The sequence below is a fragment of the Halomonas rhizosphaerae genome, from assembly GCF_030012485.1.
GTDB classification, from domain to species: domain Bacteria; phylum Pseudomonadota; class Gammaproteobacteria; order Pseudomonadales; family Halomonadaceae; genus Halomonas; species Halomonas rhizosphaerae.
This window is the reverse complement of record NZ_JASCQQ010000017.1, coordinates 38116-61894: the sequence shown is the minus strand read 5'-3', so window position 1 is coordinate 61894 and position 23779 is coordinate 38116. Positions and strand designations below refer to the sequence as shown.

The 23779-nt window shown below is 65.7% G+C and carries 20 protein-coding genes and 4 tRNA genes; 16 read left to right on the top strand and 8 right to left on the bottom strand.

Annotated elements, in window-relative coordinates:
- The first annotated feature begins 370 nt into the window (after positions 1–370).
- Entirely contained in the window at positions 371–829 is a 459-nt protein-coding gene (locus tag QLQ86_RS08635; RefSeq protein ID WP_282816595.1) for a tellurite resistance TerB family protein, read from the top strand.
- A gap of 82 nt (positions 830–911) precedes the next feature.
- Complete coding sequence (locus QLQ86_RS08630) at positions 912–2153, top strand: NAD(P)/FAD-dependent oxidoreductase (RefSeq protein ID WP_282816594.1); 1242 nt, start codon at positions 912–914, stop codon at positions 2151–2153.
- A 185-nt stretch (positions 2154–2338) separates the two neighbouring features.
- Here QLQ86_RS08630 and QLQ86_RS08625 read toward each other — a convergent pair whose 3' ends face one another.
- The gene (locus QLQ86_RS08625; protein ID WP_282816593.1) at positions 2339–2764 is read right to left on the bottom strand and encodes a hypothetical protein; all 426 of its coding nucleotides are present in this window, start codon (positions 2762–2764) and stop codon (positions 2339–2341) included.
- Between the two features lie 60 nt (positions 2765–2824).
- Positions 2825–3718, bottom strand: coding sequence for a DMT family transporter (locus QLQ86_RS08620; protein ID WP_282816592.1), 894 nt, complete (start codon positions 3716–3718; stop codon positions 2825–2827).
- 141 nt (positions 3719–3859) lie between these two features.
- Here QLQ86_RS08620 and pyrC point away from each other — a divergent pair, with 141 nt between their 5' ends.
- Positions 3860–4897: a dihydroorotase gene (gene pyrC / locus QLQ86_RS08615; protein WP_282816591.1), complete on the top strand. Its 1038-nt coding sequence runs from the start codon at positions 3860–3862 to the stop codon at positions 4895–4897.
- A gap of 74 nt (positions 4898–4971) precedes the next feature.
- On the opposite strand, the gene QLQ86_RS08610 is transcribed toward pyrC, so the two are convergent.
- The 4 genes from QLQ86_RS08610 to folD form a co-directional block, all read right to left on the bottom strand.
- Complete coding sequence (locus QLQ86_RS08610) at positions 4972–5883, bottom strand: alpha/beta hydrolase (RefSeq protein ID WP_282816590.1); 912 nt, start codon at positions 5881–5883, stop codon at positions 4972–4974.
- A 2-nt stretch (positions 5884–5885) separates the two neighbouring features.
- Entirely contained in the window at positions 5886–6620 is a 735-nt protein-coding gene (gene mtnN, locus QLQ86_RS08605) for a 5'-methylthioadenosine/S-adenosylhomocysteine nucleosidase (RefSeq protein WP_282816637.1), read from the bottom strand.
- Complete coding sequence (locus QLQ86_RS08600) at positions 6617–7084, bottom strand: S-ribosylhomocysteine lyase (RefSeq protein WP_282816589.1); 468 nt, start codon at positions 7082–7084, stop codon at positions 6617–6619. Before QLQ86_RS08600 ends, mtnN begins: the two co-directional genes overlap by 4 nt.
- Positions 7085–7188: 104 nt before the next feature.
- Entirely contained in the window at positions 7189–8052 is an 864-nt protein-coding gene (gene folD / locus QLQ86_RS08595) for a bifunctional methylenetetrahydrofolate dehydrogenase/methenyltetrahydrofolate cyclohydrolase FolD (protein ID WP_282816588.1), read from the bottom strand.
- Positions 8053–8413: 361 nt separating this feature from the next.
- On the opposite strand from folD, the gene QLQ86_RS08590 reads away from it, so the two are divergent.
- The 11 genes from QLQ86_RS08590 to QLQ86_RS08540 all read left to right on the top strand — a co-directional run bounded on the left by QLQ86_RS08590 (position 8414) and on the right by QLQ86_RS08540 (position 18869).
- A tRNA-Pro gene (locus QLQ86_RS08590) sits at positions 8414–8490 on the top strand.
- 67 nt (positions 8491–8557) lie between these two features.
- Positions 8558–8634: transfer RNA gene (locus tag QLQ86_RS08585), tRNA-Arg, on the top strand.
- Between the two features lie 72 nt (positions 8635–8706).
- Positions 8707–8781 (top strand) — tRNA-His (locus QLQ86_RS08580).
- Between the two features lie 24 nt (positions 8782–8805).
- A tRNA-His gene (locus tag QLQ86_RS08575) sits at positions 8806–8880 on the top strand.
- A gap of 263 nt (positions 8881–9143) precedes the next feature.
- Entirely contained in the window at positions 9144–10514 is a 1371-nt protein-coding gene (tig, locus tag QLQ86_RS08570) for a trigger factor (RefSeq protein WP_282816587.1), read from the top strand.
- Positions 10515–10603: 89 nt separating this feature from the next.
- Positions 10604–11224 (top strand): ATP-dependent Clp endopeptidase proteolytic subunit ClpP, encoded by a 621-nt coding sequence (gene clpP / locus QLQ86_RS08565; protein WP_278030914.1) that lies wholly within the window; start codon positions 10604–10606, stop codon positions 11222–11224.
- 125 nt (positions 11225–11349) lie between these two features.
- Positions 11350–12630: an ATP-dependent Clp protease ATP-binding subunit ClpX gene (gene clpX / locus QLQ86_RS08560; protein WP_282735846.1), complete on the top strand. Its 1281-nt coding sequence runs from the start codon at positions 11350–11352 to the stop codon at positions 12628–12630.
- Positions 12631–12808: 178 nt separating this feature from the next.
- A complete protein-coding gene (gene lon, locus QLQ86_RS08555) occupies positions 12809–15217 on the top strand; it encodes an endopeptidase La (RefSeq protein WP_282816586.1) in 2409 nt (802 codons plus the stop codon).
- A gap of 178 nt (positions 15218–15395) precedes the next feature.
- Entirely contained in the window at positions 15396–15668 is a 273-nt protein-coding gene (locus QLQ86_RS08550) for an HU family DNA-binding protein (RefSeq protein ID WP_106231210.1), read from the top strand.
- Positions 15669–15849: 181 nt separating this feature from the next.
- A complete protein-coding gene (locus QLQ86_RS08545; RefSeq protein WP_282816585.1) occupies positions 15850–17667 on the top strand; it encodes a SurA N-terminal domain-containing protein in 1818 nt (605 codons plus the stop codon).
- 176 nt (positions 17668–17843) lie between these two features.
- A complete protein-coding gene (locus tag QLQ86_RS08540; protein WP_282816584.1) occupies positions 17844–18869 on the top strand; it encodes a CobW family GTP-binding protein in 1026 nt (341 codons plus the stop codon).
- 51 nt (positions 18870–18920) lie between these two features.
- On the opposite strand, the gene QLQ86_RS08535 is transcribed toward QLQ86_RS08540, so the two are convergent.
- Together QLQ86_RS08535 and QLQ86_RS08530 are read right to left on the bottom strand one after the other, a co-directional pair.
- Positions 18921–19682: a UDP-2,3-diacylglucosamine diphosphatase gene (locus QLQ86_RS08535; protein WP_282816583.1), complete on the bottom strand. Its 762-nt coding sequence runs from the start codon at positions 19680–19682 to the stop codon at positions 18921–18923.
- Positions 19683–19767: 85 nt separating this feature from the next.
- Positions 19768–20274, bottom strand: a complete 507-nt coding sequence (locus tag QLQ86_RS08530; protein WP_282816582.1) for a peptidylprolyl isomerase — start codon at positions 20272–20274, stop codon at positions 19768–19770.
- Positions 20275–20609: 335 nt separating this feature from the next.
- Between QLQ86_RS08530 and QLQ86_RS08525 the strand changes: the two genes are divergently transcribed.
- Positions 20610–22307 (top strand): glutamine--tRNA ligase/YqeY domain fusion protein, encoded by a 1698-nt coding sequence (locus tag QLQ86_RS08525; RefSeq protein ID WP_282816581.1) that lies wholly within the window; start codon positions 20610–20612, stop codon positions 22305–22307.
- 1 nt (position 22308) lies between these two features.
- Positions 22309–23730 carry a cysteine--tRNA ligase gene (gene cysS, locus QLQ86_RS08520; RefSeq protein ID WP_282816580.1) on the top strand — a complete coding sequence of 474 codons (1422 nt, stop codon included), beginning with the start codon at positions 22309–22311 and terminating at the stop codon, positions 23728–23730.
- The last annotated feature ends 49 nt before the right edge of the window (positions 23731–23779 follow it).

Below are 23779 nucleotides of genomic sequence, written 5' to 3'. Positions count from 1 at the left end.
TCGCTGGTAGGCCAATTGCTTCCGGGGGAGGAAAGGTCAAAGAATGCCGCTTGAGGAAGCTACTAGCGAAAAGCGCTCTCTACAATGCCTGCCTCATGGGGACTCGTTACGGGAAAGTGGTGACGCCTTAAGCGAAACGGCATGTATAAGCATCTTGCGACAGGTGGCTGGCTTAGCCAGCCACCTGTCGCAAGATGCTGCCAATATCGGTGGCCCGAGTCCAGGCGGTGCCGCGTGATGATGAGCCGTTTCTGGCATGTCGACGAATCTTGGAAACCTGCCGCCTATTCTGGAAGAGCAGCCATTGCTGAGCATGATAGGATTGCCAGGTCAACCTCTCTTCGCCTGACTTCTTTCACGGGACCTATGGATGATCGATTCGATACAGCGCTTCTTCAGCAAGATGATGGCTGATGGCGGAGGCACCGACCCGGCCGCACCGACGCTGGAACTTGCCACGGCGGCACTACTCTTCGAGGTGGCACGTGCCGACTATCACCTCGACGACAGTGAAGTCGCCCTGCTGCGCGAGCTGCTGCAACGGCGCTTCGACCTTGAGGACGAAGACCTTGATGACCTGATGCGTCTGGCCCGTGAAGAGGCCGACTCGGCCGTCGATCACTACCAGTTCGTCAGTCTGGTCAAGGAGCACTTCGACTACGGCCAGCGCTGCGAGCTGGTGCGCATGATGTGGTCGCTGTCGCTGGCCGATGGTGAACAGCACCACCTCGAGGAGCACCGTATTCGTCGCCTGGCCGAGTTGCTGCATGTCGGCCACTCGGACTTCATCCGCGCCAAGCTGCAGGTGCAGGAGGGGACGGCCGACTGATGCCGAGCCTCGGCTTTCCCTTCTTTGAGGGAGAGTGCATGCTCGAGGTACCAGCCCCCGAACAGCAGACAAGGAGTCAGAGATGGCGCGTGAGATCGTGGTAATGGGAGCCGGGATGGTGGGGGTGTCGGTGGCCTGGCACCTGGCCCGGCGGGGCCATTCGGTGACCCTGGTCGACCGTCGGGAGCCGGGGCGCGAGACCTCCTTCGGCAATGCCGGCATCATCCAGCGCGAGGCCGTCCAGCCCTATCCCTTTCCGCGTGACCTGGCCACCATGCTGCGGGTATTGCCCAACCGCCAGGTGGATATCCGTTACCGGCCAGGCGGTATGGTGCAGTCCGCGCGGCCGTTGCTGCTGTACTGGCAGAACTCGGCCCCCAAGCGCTATGCGCGCATCGTGCCCGAGTACGCCTCGCTGATCTGCCTGTCGCTGGAGGCCCATGCCCCGATGGTCGAAGCGGCGGGTGCCGATGCGTTGGTGCGCCGTGAGGGCTGGCTGGAGGTCTACCGTACCCGGGAGGCCATGGCGGCGCGCCTGAGCGATACTGCGGCCAACGCCGAGCGGTTCGGAGTCCGTTACCGGGCGCTGGATGCGGGGGAGCTGGCGGCCATGGAGCCCGATCTGGCCGATGGCCTGGCCGGGGCGATTCACTGGGAGCAACCCTGGACGGTGGCCGACCCCGGCGCCCTGGTGCAGGCGTATGCCCGCAGCTTCGAGGCGGAAGGGGGCCGTGTGTGGCAGACGGAGGTGAAGGATGTCGTTCGCGACGGCAGCGGTTGGCGGGTCACCACGAACGAGGGCGTGCTCGAGGCCGAGCAGGTAGTGATGGCCATGGGCCCCTGGTCGCGGGACTGGCTCTCGAGCCTGGGGCTGGAGATCCCGCTGTTCGTCAAGCGTGGCTATCACATGCATTACGATGTGACTGGCTCGGCCAGGCTCGGGCACTGGGTGATGGATGCCGAGATCGGCTACCTGCTGGCCCCGATGCAGGGGGGGATTCGCCTTACCACCGGCGCGGAACTCGAGCGTCTCGAAGCGCCGCCGCACCTGGAGCAACTGGCCGCCGCCGAGCGTGTGGCGAAGAAGCTGTTTCCGCTGGGCGAGCGGTTGGATCCCGAACCCTGGAAGGGTGCGCGACCCTGCACGCCGGACATGAAGCCGGTGATCGGCCCGGCGCCGGGGCAGGAGGGGCTCTGGCTGGCGCTCGGCCATGGGCACCAGGGCTTCACCCTGGGGCCGGCCACCGGTCGCTTGCTGGCGCAGATGATGGACGGGGAGCGTCCGGAAATCGATATGGCGCCGTTCCGGGCCGATCGGTTTTGAGGAGGAGGAAGGGGGTTGTGGGAGCGGTCGGTTCGACGTTTCGACTCGCACCGCGAATTGAACAGCCGGGGGTAAATCGCCGTGCAAGCACGGCTCCTACAAAGACTTAGCCCCTGGTCGCGCTGCAAGTCGCGACGACGAACCCAAGCTTCCATAGCCGGAAGTTTCTCGGCGTTTGATGCGGCTTACCGCTTCGCCTTGCGCTTCTGCTGGAGCAGGTGGAGCAGCAGCTTGATCACCAGGGTGAAAACGAACACCAGCCAGCCGGCCGTAGCCAGTGCATTGAAGAGCAACATCTTCTGTTCGCCGTTCATCGGGGTGATGAGGTGGTCGATGACGATGGCCAGCAGGAAGGCCAGGGTCAGGGGCAGGGCGAGAATATGCATCCACATCTCGGTGCGCCGCTTGCGGACGTGGTAGCGACCGAGCAGCACGCGAATGGGGCGGTGCACGAAGCTGATCAGGATCAGGCTGCCGACCATCAGCAGGGCGGCGAGGCTGGGTTCGATGCTGCCGAGATGCGCGGAAATGCTGACCGACCAGTAGAGCACCAGCCACATCAGGCCGGCCAGGATGGCAACGATATCGGCGTAATGTCTTACCTTGGGCATCGAATCCTCATGGGGCCTGGCATCGGTGGCGACGCGAACGCTGGCGCCATGATACGGCATTCAGCGCCGCTTGAAGAGTCGGCGCACCCAGTACCAGCGATTGATCAGCAGGGCCGCGAAAATCAGCGAGCAGCCCAGCAGCTGCAGCAGCGTCATGGTCTCGCCGAACCACCAGGCGGCCATCAGCGCGGTCCAGACGGCCTCGAGCATCAGGATGACCGCGGCATGGCTGGGGGTGGTCAGTCCCTGGGCGTGGACCTGGAGGAAGAAGCGCAGGGTGCTGGCGAAGAGGATGCTGGCGGCGACCCAGCCCAGGGTGGCCGCCGAGAGGCGTGCCGGCCAGGGCTCGACGGGGAGAGAGGCGAGGGTGAGCACCAGGCCCACCACCAGCAACTGAATCGCCGTCAGCGGCAGGGCGGGGACGCGGCGCACTACCCGCGAATTGGCATTGATCAGCACCGAAAAGACCAGCGCCGAGCCGGCGATCAGCCACTGGCCGGGCTCGATACGAAAGCCGGCGTTCAACGACAGCAGCATGAAGCCGACCAGCGCCACCGGCAGGGCGATCCAGGTGGTGCGCGGCGGCCGGTCACCGAACAGAAGGCGTGCTACCACCGGGACCAGCAGGATGCCCAGGCTGTTGATGAAGGCACTCTCGCCGAGATGGCGGGAGTGGTGCAGGCCGAGCACCCACAGCGAAATGGCGGCACTGAAGATCATCCCTACGCCAGCGGCCCGCCGCCAATCGGCAAGGGAGAGCCGACGCAGGGCGGGGAGGGCGAAGAGCGTCAGGATGCCCCCGGCGATCAGGAAGCGCGTGCCGATGAACAGCAGCGGGGGCATGCCGGCCAGGGCCTCCTTGGAAAAGATCCAGCCGGCGGCGGCGAGCAGGGTGACCAGCAGCAGGAGGCAGTCGGCACGCAGGGGCGAGCGTTTCGGGTCAACGGACGGCATCGGGCTCCGGGGCGCGGAAGAGCGGCCGGATATGTTAGCAGACAAACGGCCTGGTGTGGCCTCGGGTCGGCGGCGGGGTTGCGATATACTGGCCCCACCTTCGCTCATGACGACCTTGATGCTCTCGATACAGGACCTGCCGTGAACTCGATCACTCTGACTCGCCCCGACGACTGGCACCTCCACCTGCGCGACGGCGAGGCGCTCGCCGCCGTGGTGGCCGCCAGTGCCCGCCAGATGGGGCGCGCCATCATCATGCCGAACCTCAAGCCGCCGGTGACCACCACCGAACAGGCGCTGGCCTATCGCGAGCGGATCCTCGCGGCGCTTCCCGCCGGGGCCGATTTCGAACCGCTGATGACGCTCTATCTGACCGACGATACGCCGGTTGATGAGATCGAGCGGGCGCATGCCAGCGGCCTGGTGCAGGCGGTGAAGCTCTATCCCGCCGGGGCGACCACCAACTCGGCCTCAGGCGTCACCGACCTGGCGCATTGCGACGCGGCCGTGGCCGCCATGGCGCGACTGGGGATCCCGCTGCTGGTGCATGGCGAGGTCACCGACGCCGACATCGACATCTTCGACCGCGAGGCGGTATTCATCGAGCGGGTCATGAAGCCGCTGCTCGAGCGCCATCCGGACCTGAAGGTGGTCTTCGAGCACATCACCACGGCGGAGGCCGCCGACTTCGTGGCCGCGGCGCCGGCCAATGTCGCCGCCACCATCACCGTCCACCACCTGCTGTTCAACCGCAATCACATGCTGGTGGGCGGCATTCGCCCCCACTACTACTGCCTGCCGATCCTCAAGCGCGAGCGCCACCGCCAGGCGCTGCTGGCCGCCGCGACCTCGGGCAGCCCCAAATTCTTCCTGGGGACCGACAGCGCCCCCCATGCGCGTGGTGACAAGGAGAGTGCTTGCGGCTGTGCAGGCGCCTACACCGCGCCCGCGGCCCTGGAGCTCTATGCCACCGCCTTCGAACAGGCCGGGGCCCTGGAGCGCCTGGAGGGATTCGCCAGTCACTTCGGTCCCGATTTCTACGGTCTGCCGCGCAACACCGGTAACGTCACCCTGGTGCGCGAGCCCTGGCAGCTGCCCGAGTCGCTGCCCTATGCCGAGGGCCAGACCATCGTGCCCCTGGCCGCCGGCGAGAAGTTGGCGTGGAAGCTGCGTGACTGATGCCGGTCGCCGTTGATCGCGACAGTGGCAAGCGGCCGCCCCGAGGGGCGGCCGCTGTCGTTCCAGGCACGGGCTTAATCGTCTTGTAGCTGCCGGTCGAGAAAGGCGATGCCGGCCTCGATGGCGTTGTCGCGGGTCAGGAAGCTGGTGAAGTGCCCGCGGTAGTGCTGCAGATAGAGCTCACTCTCCACGCCCTGGGTGAGGAGAGCGGCGTGGAAGTCGGTGGCATGGTCCACCGGGACCAGGCTGTCCCAGCGGCCATGGAAGAGAAAGTGGGGCGGAGTGTCGGCATCGACGTGGTAGATCGGTGAGGCGAGCCGATAAGCGTCTGGCTTCTCGGCCCGGGTGCCGCCGATGAACTCCACCACCAGGCGTCCGTCATCGAACTTCAAGAGATCGCTCGGCAGGCCGCCGCCCAGCACGGCGGCCAGCCGGGCGTGGTCGCCGCCGTGGGGGGCGGTCAGGGGGCCATTGCTTCCCAGCACGCCGAGCAGGCTGACCAGGTGGGCGCCGCTGGAGTAGCCGACACCGACGATGCGGTCGGTGTCGATGCGCCATTCCTCGGCCCTGTCGTGGATCCAGCCCATGGCCTGCTGCAGGTCATGGAGCTGCGCGGGGAAGCGATAGGTCGGGGCGAAGCGGTAGGCGATATTGACCGTCACGTAGCCGCGTTCGGCTAGCCGCTCGGCGATCTCGTCCATGTCGTCGGGGGTGCGCCGCTGCCATCCCCCGCCGTGCACCAGAAGGGCCGCCGGGCGCAGCCGGCCCTCGGGGGTATCCGGGAGCAGGACGCGTGCCTCGAGCGCCTCTGGCCAGTCGGGTGGGGTATAGGTGAGCGGCGCGAGGCGCTCGAAGGCGAAGTCGGCCGGCTCCGCCAACCCCGAGGCCGTGACCGGGCCGTTACTGTCCAGGTGGGTGGCGCAGCCAGCCATCAGCAGGGGCAGGCACAGGGCAAGACCCCACCAGCCACGCGTGGTGCGAGCCATGCTCAGCCCTCGACCGTCTCGGCCTGCCGGCTGTGGTGACCCAGGCGGTCGACCATGGCCGTGACCATGCGCGTGGAGTGATCGGCGGCCTTCTCCAGGAACTCTGCGAAGGAGAGGTGGTTGTCGCCACCGCCGGCGATGTCGGAGAGCGCGCGAATCACTACGAAGGGGCAGCCGTAGTGGCGGCAGGTCTGGGCGATCGCCGCGGCTTCCATCTCGGCGGCCATCATGGTGGGGAAGCGTGAGCGGGTCGTGGCCACCAGCTCGGGGCAGGCCATGAAGACGTCGCCGGTGGCGATCAGGCCCTCCACGACGTTGACCTCGCCCAGCGCCTCGACGCACTCCCTGGCCATGGTGACCAGCCGCGCGTCCGGGAAGTAGGCGGCCGGCATGTTGGGCACCTGGCCGTGCTCGTAGCCGAACACCACGGCATCCACGTCGTGGTGGCGTACCTCGCTGGAGACGACGATATCCCCGATCTCGAGCCCCTCACCGAAGCCGCCGGCGGAGCCGGTGTTGATGATTGCCTCGGGATGGTAGACGTCCAGCAGCAGGGTGGTGCCGATGGCGGCATTCACCTTGCCGATGCCGGACTGCAGGATCACCACCTCGACGCCATGCAGCTTGCCCAGGTGGAAGGTGCAGCCCACGTGCTGGCGGGTGTGGCGATCCTCCAGCTGTGCGGCGAGCGCCGCGACCTCCTGGGCCATGGCGCCGATGATGCCGATGCGCTTCATGCGAAGACCCGGGTCCATTCGTCGCGCTTGGCGAGGAAACCGCGGGCAATCTGCTTGGCGCCTTCCAGGCTGTGGCTTGCCGCCCAGCCGCACTGCATCTCGTTGCAGGCGGGCACCTCGTCGGCCTCCAGCACGTCCTTCAGGGTCCCCTCGACCAGATCGAGCACGCCGTCGTAGTCGTCGTGGTTGATCATCGCGATGTAGAAACCGGTCTGGCAGCCCATGGGGCTGATGTCGACGACCTTGTCGGAGTGCTTACGGGACATCTCGGCCATCAGGTGCTCCAGGGAGTGCAGGCCGGGCATCTCCATGTGGTCCTGGTTGGGCTGGCAGATCCGCATGTCGTACTTGTGGATGGTATCGCCGTGCTCGCCGGTCTTGACATCGGCAAGGCGGATATAGGGCGCCTTCACCTTGGTGTGGTCGAGATTGAAGCTTTCGACGTTCATCTTCTTGTCGGTCATCGGACGACCTCGCGAGTCGGGAAAAATGGGCAGGGTATTCTAGCCGACTTCGACGAAAGGTGCACGACGCTCCTTGCTCCTTGCTCCTTGCTCCTTGCTCCTTGCTACTTCTTCTCGGCGTCATGCATATCGGCGGCCTGCAGGGTGTTCTCGAGCAGGGTGGCCACGGTCATGGGGCCGACGCCGCCGGGGACCGGGGTGATCCAGCTGGCGCGTTCGGCGGCCGGGGCGAAGTCGATGTCGCCGATCAGGCGACCGTCCTCCTGGCGGTTGATTCCGACGTCGATGACGATGGCGCCGGGCTTGATCCATTCGCCCTTGACCAGGCCGGGCTTGCCGACCGCGACCACCAGCAGGTCGGCACGCCGGACGTGCTCCTCCAGGTTCTGCGTGAAGCGATGGCAGACGGTGGTGGTGCAGCCGGCGAGCATCAGCTCCAGCGACATGGGGCGGCCGACGATGTTGGAGGCGCCGACCACGGTGGCGTCCAGCCCGCGGACCTCGAGCCCGCTCGCCTCCAGCAGGGTCATCACGCCCTTGGGGGTGCAGGGGCGCAGCAGCGGCAGGCGCTGGGCCAGGCGGCCGAGGTTGTAGGGGTGGAAGCCGTCGACATCCTTGTGGGGCAGGATGCGTTCGAGGATCGGGCGGGCGTCGAGGTGCTCGGGAAGCGGCAATTGCACCAGGATGCCATCGATGCGTGGGTCGTCGTTGAGCTGGTCGACCAGGGTCTCGAGTTCGGTCTGGCTGGTATCCGACGGCAGCTGGTACTTGAAGGAGCGGATGCCGGCTTCCTCGCAGGCGCGGTGCTTGTTGCGCACGTAGACGGCAGAGGCGGCGTCCTCGCCCACCAGGACCACGGCCAGTCCGGGAATGCGCCCTCCGGCCTCGCGGCGTGCCTGCACCTGGCGAGCGACCTGCTGGCGGACTCGGGCGGCAATGGACTTGCCATCGATCAGTTGGGCGGTCATCGAGCTTCCCTCTGGTGGGTGGTGGATGGGCTTCGGTCGGGGCGGGGGATTTTCGCATGCCGGGGCCCCTAGGCAAAGCGGCCCGGCGGCAGTGGCGCGGTTCGTGCAGATAGCAGCATTGCTCGGGCTGATCCGTCGGCAGGCCTGCGAGGAGGCGCTGTAAACCCTTCCCTGGGCGCTACCGACGCCATCCTTGGCGTAGGACCTCCTCTTCGGCCTGCCCCCGGCGCCCTCGCTATGTTCAACTGTGTCGCGATGGCGGCAGTGGCGCGGTTCTCGCTTGACCCGCCGGGAAAGTTCCGTAGAATACGCAGCGCTTGACGAGGCCCCTGCGGCGGCGTCAGGGCCGTGCAAGAGCCGGCGGGGTGTAGCGCAGTCTGGTAGCGCGCCTGCTTTGGGAGCAGGATGTCGGGGGTTCGAATCCCTCCACCCCGACCACAACCCATTGATTGGGAAGTTTTATTTCTCATTTCGGGTTGCGGTCAGGCGCTCTGAGACGTAGAATGCGCCCATAGCTCAACCGGATAGAGCAACGGCCTTCTAAGCCGTAGGTTGCAGGTTCGAGTCCTGCTGGGCGCGCCATGTGTCGCATGGAGTGGCCGGTAGCGGTTCAGCCGACGCGTTAGAGCTTTCAGCAAGACCCGTGTCGTAGTGGTGGATGTAGCTCAGTGGTAGAGCCCCGGATTGTGGCTCCGGTGGTCGTGGGTTCGATCCCCATCATCCACCCCACCTCGACATGACCCCCAGGCAGTGGTGGATGTAGCTCAGTGGTAGAGCCCCGGATTGTGGCTCCGGTGGTCGTGGGTTCGATCCCCATCATCCACCCCATTGCCTCCCTCAGCAGGTCCCGCGTCTCCCGGTTCATCCCCTGATGCTTCGTGCGTGTCATGTCGCCCGTCGCGACCCGCCTTCCCGTAGTCGAACGCGACAGTAGCCGGTGCGGAAAAATCCCGGTGATACCCCTTGTAATGTGCCGTCAGGCCCCCATCTGTTCAGGCACGGCGCTTGCCAGTACCGGGCGGGATTCTTAGAATCAGCCCTTTGACCCTTTCACGCTTTCACAGAACGCCCCAGTCGGTAGAGGACATTTCATGCAAGTTTCCGTCGATACGACCTCCCAGATTGAACGCCGCATCAAGGTCCAGGTGCCGGCCGCCGAGGTCGACGAGGCCGTTGCCGCCCGTCTCAAGGATGCCGCCAAGAACGTGCGCATGGATGGCTTCCGCAAGGGCAAGATCCCGATGTCGGTGATACGCCAGCGTTACGGACGCGGCGTGCGCGACGAGGTGGTGGGCGAAGTGATGCGCGAGCGCTATGTGCGTGCCATCTCCGAGCACGAGCTCAATCCGGCCGGGTATCCGCAGATCGAGGCCACCGTCAACGAGGCGGGTAAGGACCTGGAGTTCACCGCGACCCTCGAGATCTACCCCGAGGTCGAACTGGCCTCCATCGAGGGCACCGAGGTCGAGCGTCCGGTGGTCGAGGTGACCGAAGCCGACGTCGACGAGATGATCGATACCCTGCGCAAGCAGAATGCCGGCTGGGAAGAGGTCGAGCGTGCCGCCGAGGAGGGTGACCAGGTCACGATCGACTTCCAGGGCTTCCTGGGGGATGAGCCCTTCGAGGGTGGCAGCGCCGAGGGCCACGAGCTGGTGATCGGGTCCGGCAGCTTCATCCCCGGCTTCGAGGAGCAGCTGATCGGTGCCAAGGCGGGCGAGGAGAAGGAACTCAAGGTCACCTTCCCCGAGGACTACCAGGCCGAGCAGCTGGCCGGTCAGGAAGCGACCTTCAAGGTCAAGGTCCATGCCGTGAAGGGCCAGGCCCTGCCCGAGGTGGATGCCGAGTTCGTCGAGAAGTTCGGGGTCGAGGACGGCGATCTGGACAAGTTCCGCGCCGAGGTCAAGAAGAACATGACCCGTGAGGCGACCCAGGCGGTCGACAATCGCGTCAAGCAGCAGGTGCTCGAGGCGCTGAAGAAAGCCAACGACATCCCGGTGCCCCAGGCGCTGGTGCAGCAGGAGACCGAGGGCCTCAAGCGTCAGGCGGCCCAGCAGTTCGGCCTCGGCGAGGACTTCGACGTCAGCCAGCTGCCCGACGAGCTGTTTGCCGAGCAGGCCAGAAGCCGCGTCCAGGTGGGCCTGCTGCTGGCCGAGGTGATCAAGAGCCATGAGCTCGAGGCCACCGACGACGAGATCAAGGCCAAGGTCGAGGAGCTGGCCCAGCAGTATCAGGACCCCGAGCAGGTGGTCGAGCACTACATGGGCAACGACCAGCTCAAGACCCAGGTCCAGTCGGCTATCCTTGAAGAAAAGGCCGTCGATGTCCTGCTCGAGCAGGCCAGCGTCAAGGACGTGGAAATGAGCTACCAGGAGGCCCTCGCCGCGGCTCAGCAGCAGGGCGAGGCCGCCGAGGAAGGCGAAGAGGCCGAGGCAGAAGAGCAGGGCGAAGAGAAGCAGGCCTGATCGCGTCTCGGCGCACCCTGTCTGGCCTCGTGGCCGGGCAGGGACGTTACCCTACGCTTCCATTCATCGGATCCAAGGACATCACCCAGATGAGCAACCCGTTCGATATCCAATCCGCCGGTGGCCTGGTGCCCATGGTGGTCGAGCAGAGCGCGCGCGGCGAGCGGGCTTACGACATCTATTCCCGCCTGCTCAAGGAGCGCGTGATCTTCCTAGTGGGCCCGGTGGAAGACTACATGTCCAACCTGCTGGTGGCACAGCTACTGTTCCTGGAGTCCGAGAACCCGGACAAGGACATCCACCTGTACATCAACTCGCCGGGCGGCTCCGTGACGGCCGGCATGTCCGTCTACGACACCATGCAGTTCATCAAGCCCGACGTCTCCACGGTCTGCATCGGCCAGGCCGCGAGCATGGGCGCACTGCTGCTGGCCGGCGGTGCCGCAGGCAAGCGTTATTGCCTGCCCAATTCGCGGATGATGATCCACCAGCCGCTGGGTGGCTACCAGGGTCAGGCCTCGGACATCGAGATCCACACCCGCGAGATCCTTGGTATCCGCGACAAGCTGAACCAGATCCTCGCCCACCACACCGGCCAGGACATCGAGACCATCGCCCGGGATACCGACCGCGACAACTTCATGAATGGCCCGCAGGCCGCGGAGTACGGCCTGATCGATGCGGTGCTGGAACAGCGGCCGACATCCTGATAGCGTGAATTTCACCCGAGTGACCTTCATGCACTAAGACGTTTCCCGGCGGCCGAGACCGCCGTGGTGAACCCGACGCCTCATGAGCCATACTGTGGGGGCGTCACTATGAAAGAGGTACGCGAATGGCCGACGGCAAAGGCAAGGACGAAGGCGGCAAGCTGCTCTACTGCTCGTTCTGCGGCAAGAACCAGAATGAAGTACGCAAGCTGATTGCCGGCCCGTCCGTGTATATCTGCGATGAGTGTGTCGACCTCTGCAACGACATCATTCGCGAGGAGGTGCTCGATGCCGATGCCGAGACCGACGAGGAGCGTCTGCCCGCTCCCCGCGAGATTCGTCACACCCTCGATGACTACGTGATCGGCCAGGACCGCGCCAAGATGGTGCTGTCGGTGGCGGTCTATAACCACTACAAGCGCCTGCGCTTCGGCGCCAAGGACGACGACGTCGAGCTTGGCAAGTCGAACATCCTGCTGATCGGTCCCACCGGCAGCGGCAAGACCCTGCTGGCCGAGACCCTGGCGCGTCTGCTCAATGTGCCCTTCACCATCGCCGACGCCACCACCCTCACCGAGGCGGGCTACGTCGGCGAGGATGTCGAGAACATCATCCAGAAGCTGCTGCAGAAGTGCGACTACGATGTGGAGAAGGCCCAGCGCGGCATCGTCTACATCGACGAGATCGACAAGATCTCGCGCAAGTCGGACAACCCGTCCATCACCCGTGACGTCTCGGGCGAGGGCGTGCAGCAGGCGTTGCTGAAGCTGATCGAGGGCACCACCGCCTCGGTGCCACCTCAGGGCGGACGCAAGCATCCCCAGCAGGAGTTCCTGCAGGTCGACACCGGCAACATCCTGTTCATCGTCGGCGGCGCCTTCGCCGGCCTGGACAAGGTGATCCGTGATCGCGCCGAGAAGGGCGGCATCGGCTTCAACGCTGTGGTCAAGAGCAAGGACGAGACCAAGGGCGTGGGTGACCTGCTGCTTGACGTGGAGCCCGAGGACCTGGTCAAGTTCGGCCTGATCCCCGAGTTCGTCGGTCGCCTGCCGGTGATCGCGACGCTCACCGAGCTCACCGAGGACGCCCTGATCCAGATCCTCACCGAGCCCAAGAACTCGCTGATCAAGCAGTATGCTCGGCTGTTCGAGATGGAAGGCGTGGAGCTGGAGTTCCGCGAGGATGCCCTGCGTGCGGTGGCCGGCAAGGCCATGGCGCGCAAGACCGGCGCCCGTGGCCTGCGCTCGATCCTCGAGTCTGTCCTGCTCGATACCATGTACGAGATTCCCTCCCTGGAAGGCGTGTCCAAGGTGGTGATCGACGCCTCGGTCATCAGCGGCGAGAGCGAACCGCTGTTGATCTACTCCCAGCAGGAGGCGCAGCGGGTCGACGGCACCGACGGCTGAACCACCGGGCGCAAGACGCCCTGAGAGGGAGCGGCTTCATCCGCGAGGTGCCCAGCCGGCATCTCGGGTGATGGACCGCTCCCCTTCTTTTGCGCGCCGGCGCGTGTTGCCTTGCAATGCCGCCGGTTCGCCCCCACTCCTTGGGTATCCATCCGATTTCGTGTGAGGAACGTCTGCGATGCAGCAGAACGCCGAACAGACCCTGAGTCTGCCCCTTTTGCCACTGCGCGACGTGGTCGTCTATCCGCAGATGGTCATCCCGCTGTTCGTCGGTCGCGAGAAGTCGATCCAGGCGCTCGAGGCTGCGATGGCGGCCGACAAGCGCGTCCTGCTGGTGGCCCAGCGCGAGGCCAGCAAGGACGACCCCGACAACGAGGACATGTTTTCCATCGGCACCGTGGCCGAGATCATGCAGCTGCTCAAGCTGCCCGACGGCACCGTCAAGGTACTGATCGAGGGCGAGTCCCGGGCCGATATCCGCGAGATCGTCGCCGTCGACGGCGGCTACAGCCGCGCCGAGGTAAGCCTGCGCGAGAGCGAACCGCTCAGCGAGCGCGAGCAGGAGGCCCTGGTGCGGGTGCTGCTCAACCAGTTCGAGCAGTACGTGAAGATGTCGAAGAAGGTGCCCAACGAGGTCCTCAACTCGCTCTCCGGCATCGAGGACCCCAGCCGCCTGGTGGATACCATCTGTGCCCACCTCTCGCTAAAGATCGACGACAAGCAGCAGCTGCTGGAGATGGACCGGGTGCGCGATCGCATCGAGCACCTGATGGCGCTGATCGAGTCCGAGATCGACCTGCTGCAGGTGGAGAAGCGCATCCGCTCGCGGGTCAAGGACCAGATGGAGAAGTCCCAGCGCGAGTACTATCTCAACGAGCAGATGAAGGCCATCCAGAAGGAGATGGGCGAGCTCGAGAACGTGCCCAACGAGGCCGAGAAGTACGAGAAGGCCATCGAGGAATCCGGCATGCCCAAGGAGGCCCGCGACAAGGCGCTCCAGGAACTGGGCAAGCTGAAGATGATGTCGCCGAACTCCGCCGAGGCCACGGTGGTGCGCTCCTACCTGGACTGGCTGGTGGCGGTGCCGTGGAAGAAGCGCACCCGCATCAAGCATGACCTGGTGCATGCCCAGAAGGTGCTCGACGAGGACCATTACGGCCTCGACGAGGTCAAGGCGCGTATCCTCGAGTACCTCGCGGTCCACAAGCGGGTCAAGAAGCTCAAGGGCCCGGTGCTCTGCCTGGTGGGGCCGCCGGGGGTGGGCAAGACCTCGCTGGGGCAGTCCATCGCCCGGGCCACCAACCGCAAGTACGTGCGCCTGGCGCTCGGCGGGGTGCGCGACGAGTCCGAGATTCGTGGCCATCGTCGCACCTATATCGGCTCGCTGCCCGGCAAGATGGTCCAGCGCATGGCCAAGGCCGGGGTCAAGAACCCGCTCTTCCTGCTCGACGAGGTCGACAAGATCGGCATGGACCACCGTGGCGACCCCTCCTCGGCGCTGCTCGAGGTGCTGGACCCGGAGCAGAACGACACCTTCAGCGACCACTACCTGGAGCTGGACTACGACCTCTCCGAGACGCTGTTCATCTGCACGGCCAACTCGATGAACATCCCCGGTCCGCTGCTCGACCGCATGGAGGTCATCCGCCTGCCGGGCTACACCGAGGACGAGAAGCTGGCCATTGCCCGTCGTTACCTGGTGCCCAAGCAGCTCAAGGCCAACGGCTTCAAGGAGGACGAGCTGTCGTTCTCCGACGACGCGCTGCTCGAGCTGATCCGCTACTACAGCCGCGAGGCCGGGGTCCGCGAGCTGGAGCGCCAGATCGCCAAGGTGTGCCGCAAGGTGCTGCGCGAGCGCCTCGAGAAGGAGAGCCAGGAGGGGGCTCAGGCACCGGTGCTGCTTGCGGCCGTCGACATCGAGCCCTATGCCGGCGTGCGTCGCTACAGCTACGGACTGGCCGACCAGGAGGACCAGGTCGGTCGGGTGACCGGCCTGGCCTGGACCTCGGTGGGTGGCGAACTGCTCAACATCGAGTCGGTGATCACACCCGGCAAGGGGCGCCTGGACAAGACCGGCTCGCTCGGCGACGTGATGAAGGAGTCGGTGAGCGCGGCCCAGACGGTGGTGCGCGCCCGGGCCCTGGCGCTGGGCATCGACCCGGAGCGCTTCGAGAAGGAGGATCTGCATATCCACGTGCCCGAGGGCGCCACGCCCAAGGACGGTCCCAGCGCGGGCATCGCCATGGTCACGGCCATGGTCTCGGCCTATACCGGGCGTCCGGTGCGCTGCGACGTGGCCATGACCGGCGAGGTCAACCTGCGCGGCGAGGTGTTGCCGATCGGCGGGCTGAAGGAGAAATTGCTGGCCGCCAGGCGCGGTGGTATAAAGACAGTGCTAATACCCGAGGAGAACCGCCGCGACCTCAAGGAGGTTCCGGACAATATCAAGGATGCCCTCGATATTCGGCCGGTTCGCTGGATCGATGATGTTCTGGAGGTGGCTCTGGCCGACAAGCCGGCGCCGAAAAAGGAAGATCCCAGAACGGAAGATTCCACCTCCTCGGCGTCGATGGTCAGTACGCACTAACGATAATTTTTCTCGCCATGCCGGGGCTGGAATCCCGGTATGGCGGGGCTTGGCAGGGAAGGTTGCTTGACAGGTCTTTCACCGCATTGCTATAAACTACCGCCATGCTGTGATCGCGTCAGTCAGCCGAACGTCTCGCCGATTAGAGCCAATTTACGAAAACGTCAAGGGGTGAAGTGTGAACAAATCCGAGCTGATCGAAGCCATTGCCGCGTCTGCCGACATTCCCAAGGCAGCGGCTTCTCGTGCGCTGGATGCCATGGTCGAGACCGTGACCGACAGCCTGAAGAAGGGTGACAGCGTTTCCCTGGTGGGCTTCGGTACCTTTCAGGTGAAGGAGCGTGCCGCCCGCACCGGCCGTAACCCGCAGACCGGTCAGCCGATCGAGATCAGCGCTGCCAAGGTGCCCAGCTTCAAGGCCGGCAAGGCGCTCAAGGACTCCGTCAACTGAGTCGACGGCGCCTGCCGCACCGCTGACGGTTGATTCCATAACAGGCGCATCGCCCCGGCGGTGCGCCTGTTCTTTTTTGGGTCCCTTATTTCGGCCACCTTCACCGCTGCCGGCGTCGCGTGATGCCCCGTGATGCGTATAATGTGGCGCGACCTGACTCACTTGATCCGCAGAGGCCTGCATGCTGCAAAGTATTCGTGACCGCTCCAGGAGCTGGGGCGCGAAGATCATCATCGGTGCCGTGGTCGTGACCATGGCGCTTTTCGGCGTTGAATCGCTGGTCGGGCTGCTGGGCAACAGTGGCGACGAGGTCGCCGAGGTCAATGGCGAGCCGATTACCCGTCAGCAACTGGAGATGGAAGTCCAGCGAGCGATTCGCAGCGGGCAGGTCCCGCCCGAGCAGGAGCGTGCCCTGAGGGCGGAGATGCTCGACATGCTGATCACCGATCGCCTGCTGACTCAGTATGCCGAGGAGGGTGGCCTGCATGTCTCCGAGGAGCAGCTCGACGAGCTGATCGTGAACCTGCCGGAATTTCAGGACGCCAACGGCCGCTTTGATCGCGACCTGTTCCGCAACCGTCTCTCCAGTGCCGGCTTCACGCCGCTCTCGTTTCGCCAGCAGCTCAGCGTCGACGTGAAACGCCAGCAGCTCCAGCAGGGCCTGGCGGTGAGCGACTTCACCCTGGAGGAGGAGCGAGAGCGCCTGGCCGCGTTGCAGCGCCAGACCCGCACCTTCCGCCACCATGCCCTGGTACCGGAGGACCTGGAGACGCCGCCCGAGGTCGATGAACAGGCCCTGGAGGACTACTACGCCGCCCACGAGTCGGATTACCGGCGTCCCGAGCAGGTCAGGTTGAACTATGTGGTCCTCGACCGCCAGCAGATGGCCGAGGAGGCCGAGGTCAGCGAGGAGGCCCTGCGCGAGGCCTGGGAAGAGGGCGCCGCCGAGGCGGACCGCCGGGTATCGCACATCATGGTGACATTCGGCGACGCGCGCAGCCGTGAGGAGGCCGAGGCCATCCTCGAGCAGGTGCAGGAGCGCCTCGCCGAGGGCGAGGCCTTCGCCGAGCTGGCCGCCGAGGTGTCCGAGGATACCTCCACCAGCGGTGACGGGGGCGACCTGGGCGTCATCTCCCGCGGCTTCTTCGGTGAGGAATTCGAGGAGGCGGCCTTCTCCCTGGGCGAGGGCGAGGTGTCCGAGGTCGTCGAGACCGATAACGGCCTGCACCTGGTCAAGGTCACCGAGCTGGACCGTCCCGCCTTCGAGGAGAGCCGCGACCAGCTGCGGCGTCAGCTGGCCCGCGAGCAGGTCAGCGATGCCTTCAACGAGCAGGCCCAGCGCCTGATCGATGACAGCTTCGCCGCCGAGGATCTGGCCAGCGTCGCCGAGGACCTGGAACTGGAGCTGCAGCAGAGCGACTGGGTCGGTCGCGACGGCGCCGACGGCGTCCTCTCCGAGCCGGGCGTGATGGACCAGGCCTTCAGTGGCGATGTCCTGGAGGAGCGTTATAACAGCGAGGTGATCGAGCTCGACGAGGATCGCCGCCTAGTGCTGCGGGTGGCCGAGCATCGCGAGGCGACCACCCTGCCCCTGGACGAGGTGCGCGACGAGGTCGAGGCGGCGGTGCGCCGCGAGAAGACCCGCGAGGCACTGGTCGAGCTGGCCGCCGAACGTGTCGAGCGACTGCGCGCTGGCGAATCCCTGGAGATCGATTGGCAGCAGGCCGAGACCATCAGCCGCCAGGGTGACACCAACCTTTCCGATGCGTTGATCGAGGCGGCCTTCCGCCTGCCGCACCCCGAGGACGACGCGCCGGTCTACGGTCATGCGGTGGACGGCGAGCGCGTGATGCTGATCGCCCTGGACGAGGTCGAGGCCGGCGAGCCCAACGAACAGATCGAGTCCTTCGTGGCCCGCATGGCCGAGCGTCTGAGGGCCCAGGCGGCCATCCAGGGGCTGCTCGACGACCTGCGCGAGGAAGCCGAGATTCGTCGCTAAGGCCTACGGCCAGCCGCAAGGCACAAGGAGCAAGCAACAAGGAAACCCCTTGGCTTGCTCCTTTTGCGTTTGATGATACTGCCTTGCCCCTTGCCCCTTGCCCCTTGCCCCTTGCCCCTTGCCCCTTGGTGCAATATGTTATTCTATAACATTATCCCCGCCCCCGGAGGCTATCCATGCCCGCTCCCCTGGCTAATGTGCCTGTCCACCTGGTTACCGGTTTCCTGGGGAGTGGCAAGAGTACCCTGATTCGCCGGCTGATCGAGCAGAAGCCCGCCGGGGAGCGCTGGGCGGTGGTGATCAACGAGTTCGGAAGGGTAGGGATCGACCAGGCGATGTTCGCCGAGCGCGACGACCTCGTGGTCAAGGGGTTGCCGGGCGGTTGCCTCTGCTGCCAGCTGGCCTTCGTGCTGCAGGCCTCCCTGGTCAATCTGCTGCATCGGCACCGGCCGGATCGGCTGATCATCGAGCCCTCGGGACTGGGTCATCCCGCCGGGCTGCTGGACGTGCTGCGAGGCGAGGGCTTCGATGGGGTCCTGGACGTCCGGGACATCATCGCGTTGCTCGACCCCCGTCGCCTGGACGATTCACGTGCCCGGCATCACGAAACCTTCCTCGACCAGCTGGCCATGGCCGACGGGGTAGCCTTGACCATGACAGACCTGGCCACTCCCGACCAGCGTGAGGAGGCCCGCGCCTGGCTGGGCGAGTTCTGGCCGCCCAAGCGCTGGATCGCCGAGGCGCCCCATGGGGCGCTGCCGCTCCCTCTGCTGCTGGAAAGCCGCCGGCATGCGGGGTCGACCGGCGCTGCCTCGTCCGCTCACCAGGCGGCCCGTCCGGCGGCGGCGACGCTGATGCTGGAAGACGTCGAGCTTCGCGAGCCGGAACCCGGCAGGCCGCTTCGGGAGGAGGGGGCCTCGCTGGGTCATGCCACCCTGGGGTGGCGCTGGCATGCCGCCGATCTCTTCGAACTGGATCGCGTCACCCGGCTTCTGGGCGAGTTGCCCGCGAATCTGCGCGTCAAGGGGGTGCTGCATACGGCAGATGGCTGGAAGCTCTATAACCGCGCCGATGGCACGGTCAGCCTGACAGGCACCGCCTGGCGGCGGGACTCGCGGCTGGAGTTGATCGGCGAGGCGGGCCACCTGCCTGACACCAAGGCGCTGGAACTCAAGTTGGCGGGCTGCCTGGTCAGTGGATAATGACCCGGTTGGCATGGGAGCGCGGCTTGCCGCGCGATCGGGAGCGCAATGTCAGGAAAGCGGGATCGCCTGAAGCCGCAGCTCACTGAGGTTCTCGACGACGATCTCCCAGCCCTTGTCGGGCTGCCAGTCGCCCAGCACAAAGCGCCTGGCCGGCTGGCCGTCGACTTCTATCTCATGCACGTCGGGGCGGTGGGTATGGCCGTGGATCAGCGTCGTGACGCCGTGCTCGGCCATCACCTTCACCACCTCGCCCGGGGTCACGTCCATGATGTCCTCGGCCTTGTTGGAGTTGGCCTCCCCGGACTGGTCGCGCAGTTGCCTGGCCAGGGCGATTCGGTCCTGGATGGGCATCGACAGCACCTGCTCCTGCCATAGCGGGTTGCGTGCCTGGGCGCGAAAGGCCTGGTAGGCCTCGTCGCGGGTGCAGAGGCTGTCGCCATGCATCAGCAGCACCCTCTGTCCGCCAAGCGCCACCACGCTGGGGTCCGGCAGCAGGGTGGCACCGGCTTCACTGGCGAAGCGCTCACCCAGGAGGAAGTCTCGGTTGCCGTGCATCATGTAGATGGCAATGCCGTCATCGGCCAGGCGCTTCAGGGCGGCGGCGATGCGGGCCGCCAGGGCGGCGTTGCCGGTGGGGTCATGCGCGCCCAGGTCGAGCAGGTCGTCGCCGATCCATGCCTCGAAGAAGTCGCCGAGGATAAAGAGGGCATCACAACCCCGTGCGCGCTCGTCCAGCCACTTCAGGAACCCCTCGGTGATCTCGGGGGCGCCGGGGTGCAGGTGCAGGTCGGAAATCAGCAGGGTGGTCATGAGTGGCCCTGTTCAGACGGTGAAACGAAGCACGCCCGCCTCGGTCGGGAATGTCGGGCGGGCGTGGTGGCAAGGCGGGGGAGGATCAGGCCTGCGGCTCGTCCTTCACGTAGGCCTTCTGGATGACCACGTCCTCGGCGGGCACGTCGGCATGCATGCCGCGACGGGTGGTGGGCACGGCCTTGATCTTCTCGACCACGTCCATGCCCTCGACCACCTCGCCGAACACGCAGTAGCCCCAGCCCTGAACATTCTTGCCGCTGTGGTTGAGGAAGTCGTTGTCGGCGACATTGATGAAGAACTGCGCGGTGGCGGAGTGCGGGTCCTGGGTGCGGGCCATGGCCAGGGTGCCGGTGGTGTTCTTCAGGCCGTTGTCGGCCTCGTTCTCGATCGGGTCCCGCGTCGGCTTCTGGTTGAAGTCGGTGTCGAAGCCGCCGCCCTGGACCATGAAGCCGGGGATCACACGGTGGAAGAGGGTGCCGTCATAGAAGCCGTCGCGGACGTACTGCTCGAAGTTGGCGGCGGACTTGGGTGCCTTCTCTTGGTAGAGCTCGACGGTGATGTCGCCGAAATTGGTCTGCAGTACGATCATCGATAAGTTCCTGTGCGGTAAAGGGGAGTTGCCTTGGCGTTGCCCATGGCTGTGGCGCTATAATACCGTTTTTGCTGCGATGCGCGAAGCGAGCGTGGGGGCTGTCTGGAGCTAGTGTCGATGTTAGGCGCCACTCGGGGCTGATCCGGCGGCAGGCCTGCGAGGAGGCGCTGTGAACCCCTCCCTGGGGGCTACCGACGCCATCCCTGGCGTAGGACCTCCTCTTCGGCCTGCCCCCGGCGCCCCTCGCTGAGGCACTGCCACCCAATAGCCCAAGGCCCGTCATGCTCGCGCCGCCAGGCCCGCACCTTCAACCAGAGGTCGTTTTTTCCGACATGTCCACCGACACCACCAGCGCGCCGAATTTCATCCGCAACCAGATCCGCGAGGAGATCGAGGCCGGCCGTAGCGGGAAGATCGTCACCCGCTTCCCGCCGGAGCCCAACGGCTTTCTGCATATCGGCCATGCCAAGTCGATCTGTCTGAATTTCGGGCTCGCCGAGCACTTCGGTGGCGACTGTCATCTGCGCTTCGACGACACCAACCCGGCCAAGGAGGAGCAGGCCTACATCGACGCCATCAAGTCGGACGTTCACTGGCTGGGCTTCGAGTGGGCGGGTCCGGTGCGCTTCGCCTCGGACTACTTCGACCAGCTCTATGCCTGGGCACAGCACCTGGTGCGCGAGGGCAAGGCCTATGTCGACGACCTCTCGCCGGACGAGATCCGCGAGTACCGCGGCACCCTGACCGAGGCGGGCAAGCCGAGCCCCTATCGCGAGCGCAGCCCGGACGAGAACCTCGACCTGCTCGAGCGCATGCGTACCGGCGAGTTCGCCGAGGGCGAGAAGGTGCTGCGGGCGAAGATCGACATGGCCGCGCCGAACATCAACCTGCGCGACCCGATCCTCTACCGCATCCGTCACGCCAGCCACCACCAGACCGGCGACAAGTGGAAGATCTACCCCTCCTACGACTTCACCCATGGCCAGTCGGATGCCATCGAGGAGGTGACCCACTCGATCTGCACCCTGGAATTCGAGGATCACCGGCCGCTCTACGAGTGGTTCCTGGACAATCTGCCGGTGCCGGCGAAGCCGCGCCAGATCGAGTTCGCCCGACTCAACCTCAACTACACCCTGACCTCCAAGCGCAAGCTCAAGCTGCTGGTGGAAGAGGGCATCGTCGACGGCTGGGATGACCCGCGCCTGCCGACCATCTCCGGCATGCGGCGTCGTGGCTACACGCCGGCCTCGATCCGCAAGTTCTGCGAGATGATCGGCGTCACCCGCGCCGATGGCGGCCTGGTGGATATCGCCATGCTCTATCATGCCATCCGCTCGGATCTCGAGGACAACGCCCCTCGCGCCATGGCCGTTCTCAAGCCGCTGAAGGTCGTGCTGACCAACGTGCCGGAGGACTTCGAGGAGGTCTATGAGGTACCCGGCCACCCGGCCCGCGAGGACATGGCGGTGCGCAAGGTGCCGTTCACTCGCGAGATCGTCATCGACCAGGATGACTTCATGGAGGAGCCGCCCAAGAAGTTCTTCCGCCTGGCACCGGGCAAGGAGGTGCGCCTGCGCAACAGCTATGTGATTCGCTGTGACGAGGTGGTCAAGGATGCCGCCGGCGAGATCAGCGAACTGCGCTGCTCCGTGGACTTCGACACGCTCGGCAAGAACCCCGAGGGGCGCAAGGTGAAGGGCGTGATCCATTGGGTCAGCGCCGAGCACGGGGTACCCATGGAGGTGCGGCTCTACGACAACCTCTTCCTCAAGGAGCAGCCCGACAAGGACAAGGATGCCGACTTCCTCGAGCACCTCAACCCCGAGTCGCTGCTGACCGTGCAGGCCATCGGCGAGCCGAGCCTGGCGGGAGCCGACCCGGAGAGCCGCTTCCAGTTCGAGCGCGTGGGCTACTTCTGCGCCGACCGCCATGCCAGCCGCGGCGACCGCCTGGTGTTCAACCGCACCGTGGGCCTCAAGGACAGCTGGGCCCGAATGCAGAAGAAGGAACAGGACAAGAAGAAGGGCTGACATGCAGATCTACAACACGCTGACCCGCCGCAAGGAGCCCTTCACGCCCATCGACCCGGGCAAGGTGCGCATGTATGTCTGCGGCATGACGGTCTACGACTTCTGCCACCTGGGTCACGCGCGGGTGATGGTGGCCTTCGATGTCATCACCCGCTACCTGCGTGCGCGGGGCTATGACGTCACCTATGTGCGCAACGTCACCGATATCGACGACAAGATCCTCCGGCGTGCCGAGGAGAATGGCGAGACGATCGCCTCGCTCACCGAGCGGATGATCGAAGCCATGCATCAGGACGAGGCGCGCCTGGGCGTGCTGCCCCCGGATCGTGAGCCCCGCGCCACCCGGCATATCGGCGAGATCATCGCCATGATCGAGACCTTGATCGGCAAGGGCTACGCTTACGCCGCCGACAACGGCGACGTCTACTACCGGGTGCGCCGCTTCGAGGGCTATGGCCGGCTGAGCAACCGCGACCCCGATGAGATGCGCGCCGGGGCCCGCATCGAGGTGGACGAGCACAAGGAGGACCCGCTGGACTTCGTGCTGTGGAAGGCGGCCAAGCCCGGCGAGGCCAGCTGGCCCTCGCCCTGGGGCGAGGGGCGGCCCGGCTGGCACATCGAGTGTTCGGCGATGTCCACTTGCTGCCTGGGCGAGACCTTCGACATCCACGGCGGCGGGCCGGACCTGATGTTCCCCCACCACGAGAACGAGATCGCCCAGAGCGAGGCGGCCACCGGCCACGCCTACGTCAATACCTGGATGCACGCCGGGGCGGTGCGGGTGAACCACGAGAAGATGTCCAAGTCGCTGGGCAACTTCTTCACCATTCGCGAGGTGCTCGAGCATCACGACCCCGAGGTGGTGCGCTACCTGCTGGTGGCCAGCCACTACCGCAGCCCGATCAACTACGCGCCGGAGTCGCTGGCCGAGGCGCGCAAGTCGCTGGAGCGCTTCTACAACTCACTTGAAGGACTGTCGCTCGAAGGTCTGGCCCTTGACGGCGCCGACTCCGAGGAAGGGAAGGTGGATGGCCGCTTCGGTGCGCGTTTTACCGCGGCGATGGACGACGACTTCAACACCGCCGAGGCACTCTCGGTGCTCTTCGACCTGGCCCGCGAGCTGAACCGCGCCAGGAAGGAGGCGCCCGAGCAGGCGCCGGCGCTGGCCGCCGAGCTCAAGCGCCTGGGGGGCATCATGGGGCTGCTGCAGCAGGACCCGGTTGCCTTCCTCAAGGGCGGGGCTGGTGATCTGCCGCTATCGGAGTACGAGATTCAGGCGAAGATCGACGCGCGGGCCGCGGCCAAGAAGGCCAGGGACTTCGCCACCGCCGACGCCATTCGCGATGAGCTGGCGGCACTCGGCATCATCCTCAAGGATGCCCGCGAGGGCACCAGCTGGGTGTTCGAGAAGCCGGAAGGCTGACGCTCCCCGTCCAACGCCTCCCGTTCGCCCGGCCCGCCGCAAGGAGGGC

Excerpts from the sequence above, each read along its gene's own strand:
- QLQ86_RS08545 (WP_282816585.1), top strand. The coding sequence starts at position 15,850 with ATGCTGCAAAGTATTCGTGACCGCTCCAGGAGCTGGGGCGCGAAGATC.
- QLQ86_RS08535 (WP_282816583.1), bottom strand. The coding sequence starts at position 19,682 with ATGACCACCCTGCTGATTTCCGACCTGCACCTGCACCCCGGCGCCCCC.
- clpX (WP_282735846.1), top strand. The coding sequence starts at position 11,350 with ATGGCCGACGGCAAAGGCAAGGACGAAGGCGGCAAGCTGCTCTACTGC.
- mtnN (WP_282816637.1), bottom strand. The coding sequence starts at position 6,620 with ATGAAGCGCATCGGCATCATCGGCGCCATGGCCCAGGAGGTCGCGGCG.
- QLQ86_RS08530 (WP_282816582.1), bottom strand. The coding sequence starts at position 20,274 with ATGATCGTACTGCAGACCAATTTCGGCGACATCACCGTCGAGCTCTAC.
- lon (WP_282816586.1), top strand. The coding sequence starts at position 12,809 with ATGCAGCAGAACGCCGAACAGACCCTGAGTCTGCCCCTTTTGCCACTG.
- QLQ86_RS08620 (WP_282816592.1), bottom strand. The coding sequence starts at position 3,718 with ATGCCGTCCGTTGACCCGAAACGCTCGCCCCTGCGTGCCGACTGCCTC.
- QLQ86_RS08635 (WP_282816595.1), top strand. The coding sequence starts at position 371 with ATGATCGATTCGATACAGCGCTTCTTCAGCAAGATGATGGCTGATGGC.
- cysS (WP_282816580.1), top strand. The coding sequence starts at position 22,309 with ATGCAGATCTACAACACGCTGACCCGCCGCAAGGAGCCCTTCACGCCC.
- QLQ86_RS08600 (WP_282816589.1), bottom strand. The coding sequence starts at position 7,084 with ATGACCGACAAGAAGATGAACGTCGAAAGCTTCAATCTCGACCACACC.
- QLQ86_RS08610 (WP_282816590.1), bottom strand. The coding sequence starts at position 5,883 with ATGGCTCGCACCACGCGTGGCTGGTGGGGTCTTGCCCTGTGCCTGCCC.
- QLQ86_RS08625 (WP_282816593.1), bottom strand. The coding sequence starts at position 2,764 with ATGCCCAAGGTAAGACATTACGCCGATATCGTTGCCATCCTGGCCGGC.
- QLQ86_RS08630 (WP_282816594.1), top strand. The coding sequence starts at position 912 with ATGGCGCGTGAGATCGTGGTAATGGGAGCCGGGATGGTGGGGGTGTCG.
- folD (WP_282816588.1), bottom strand. The coding sequence starts at position 8,052 with ATGACCGCCCAACTGATCGATGGCAAGTCCATTGCCGCCCGAGTCCGC.
- QLQ86_RS08540 (WP_282816584.1), top strand. The coding sequence starts at position 17,844 with ATGCCCGCTCCCCTGGCTAATGTGCCTGTCCACCTGGTTACCGGTTTC.
- tig (WP_282816587.1), top strand. The coding sequence starts at position 9,144 with ATGCAAGTTTCCGTCGATACGACCTCCCAGATTGAACGCCGCATCAAG.
- QLQ86_RS08525 (WP_282816581.1), top strand. The coding sequence starts at position 20,610 with ATGTCCACCGACACCACCAGCGCGCCGAATTTCATCCGCAACCAGATC.
- clpP (WP_278030914.1), top strand. The coding sequence starts at position 10,604 with ATGAGCAACCCGTTCGATATCCAATCCGCCGGTGGCCTGGTGCCCATG.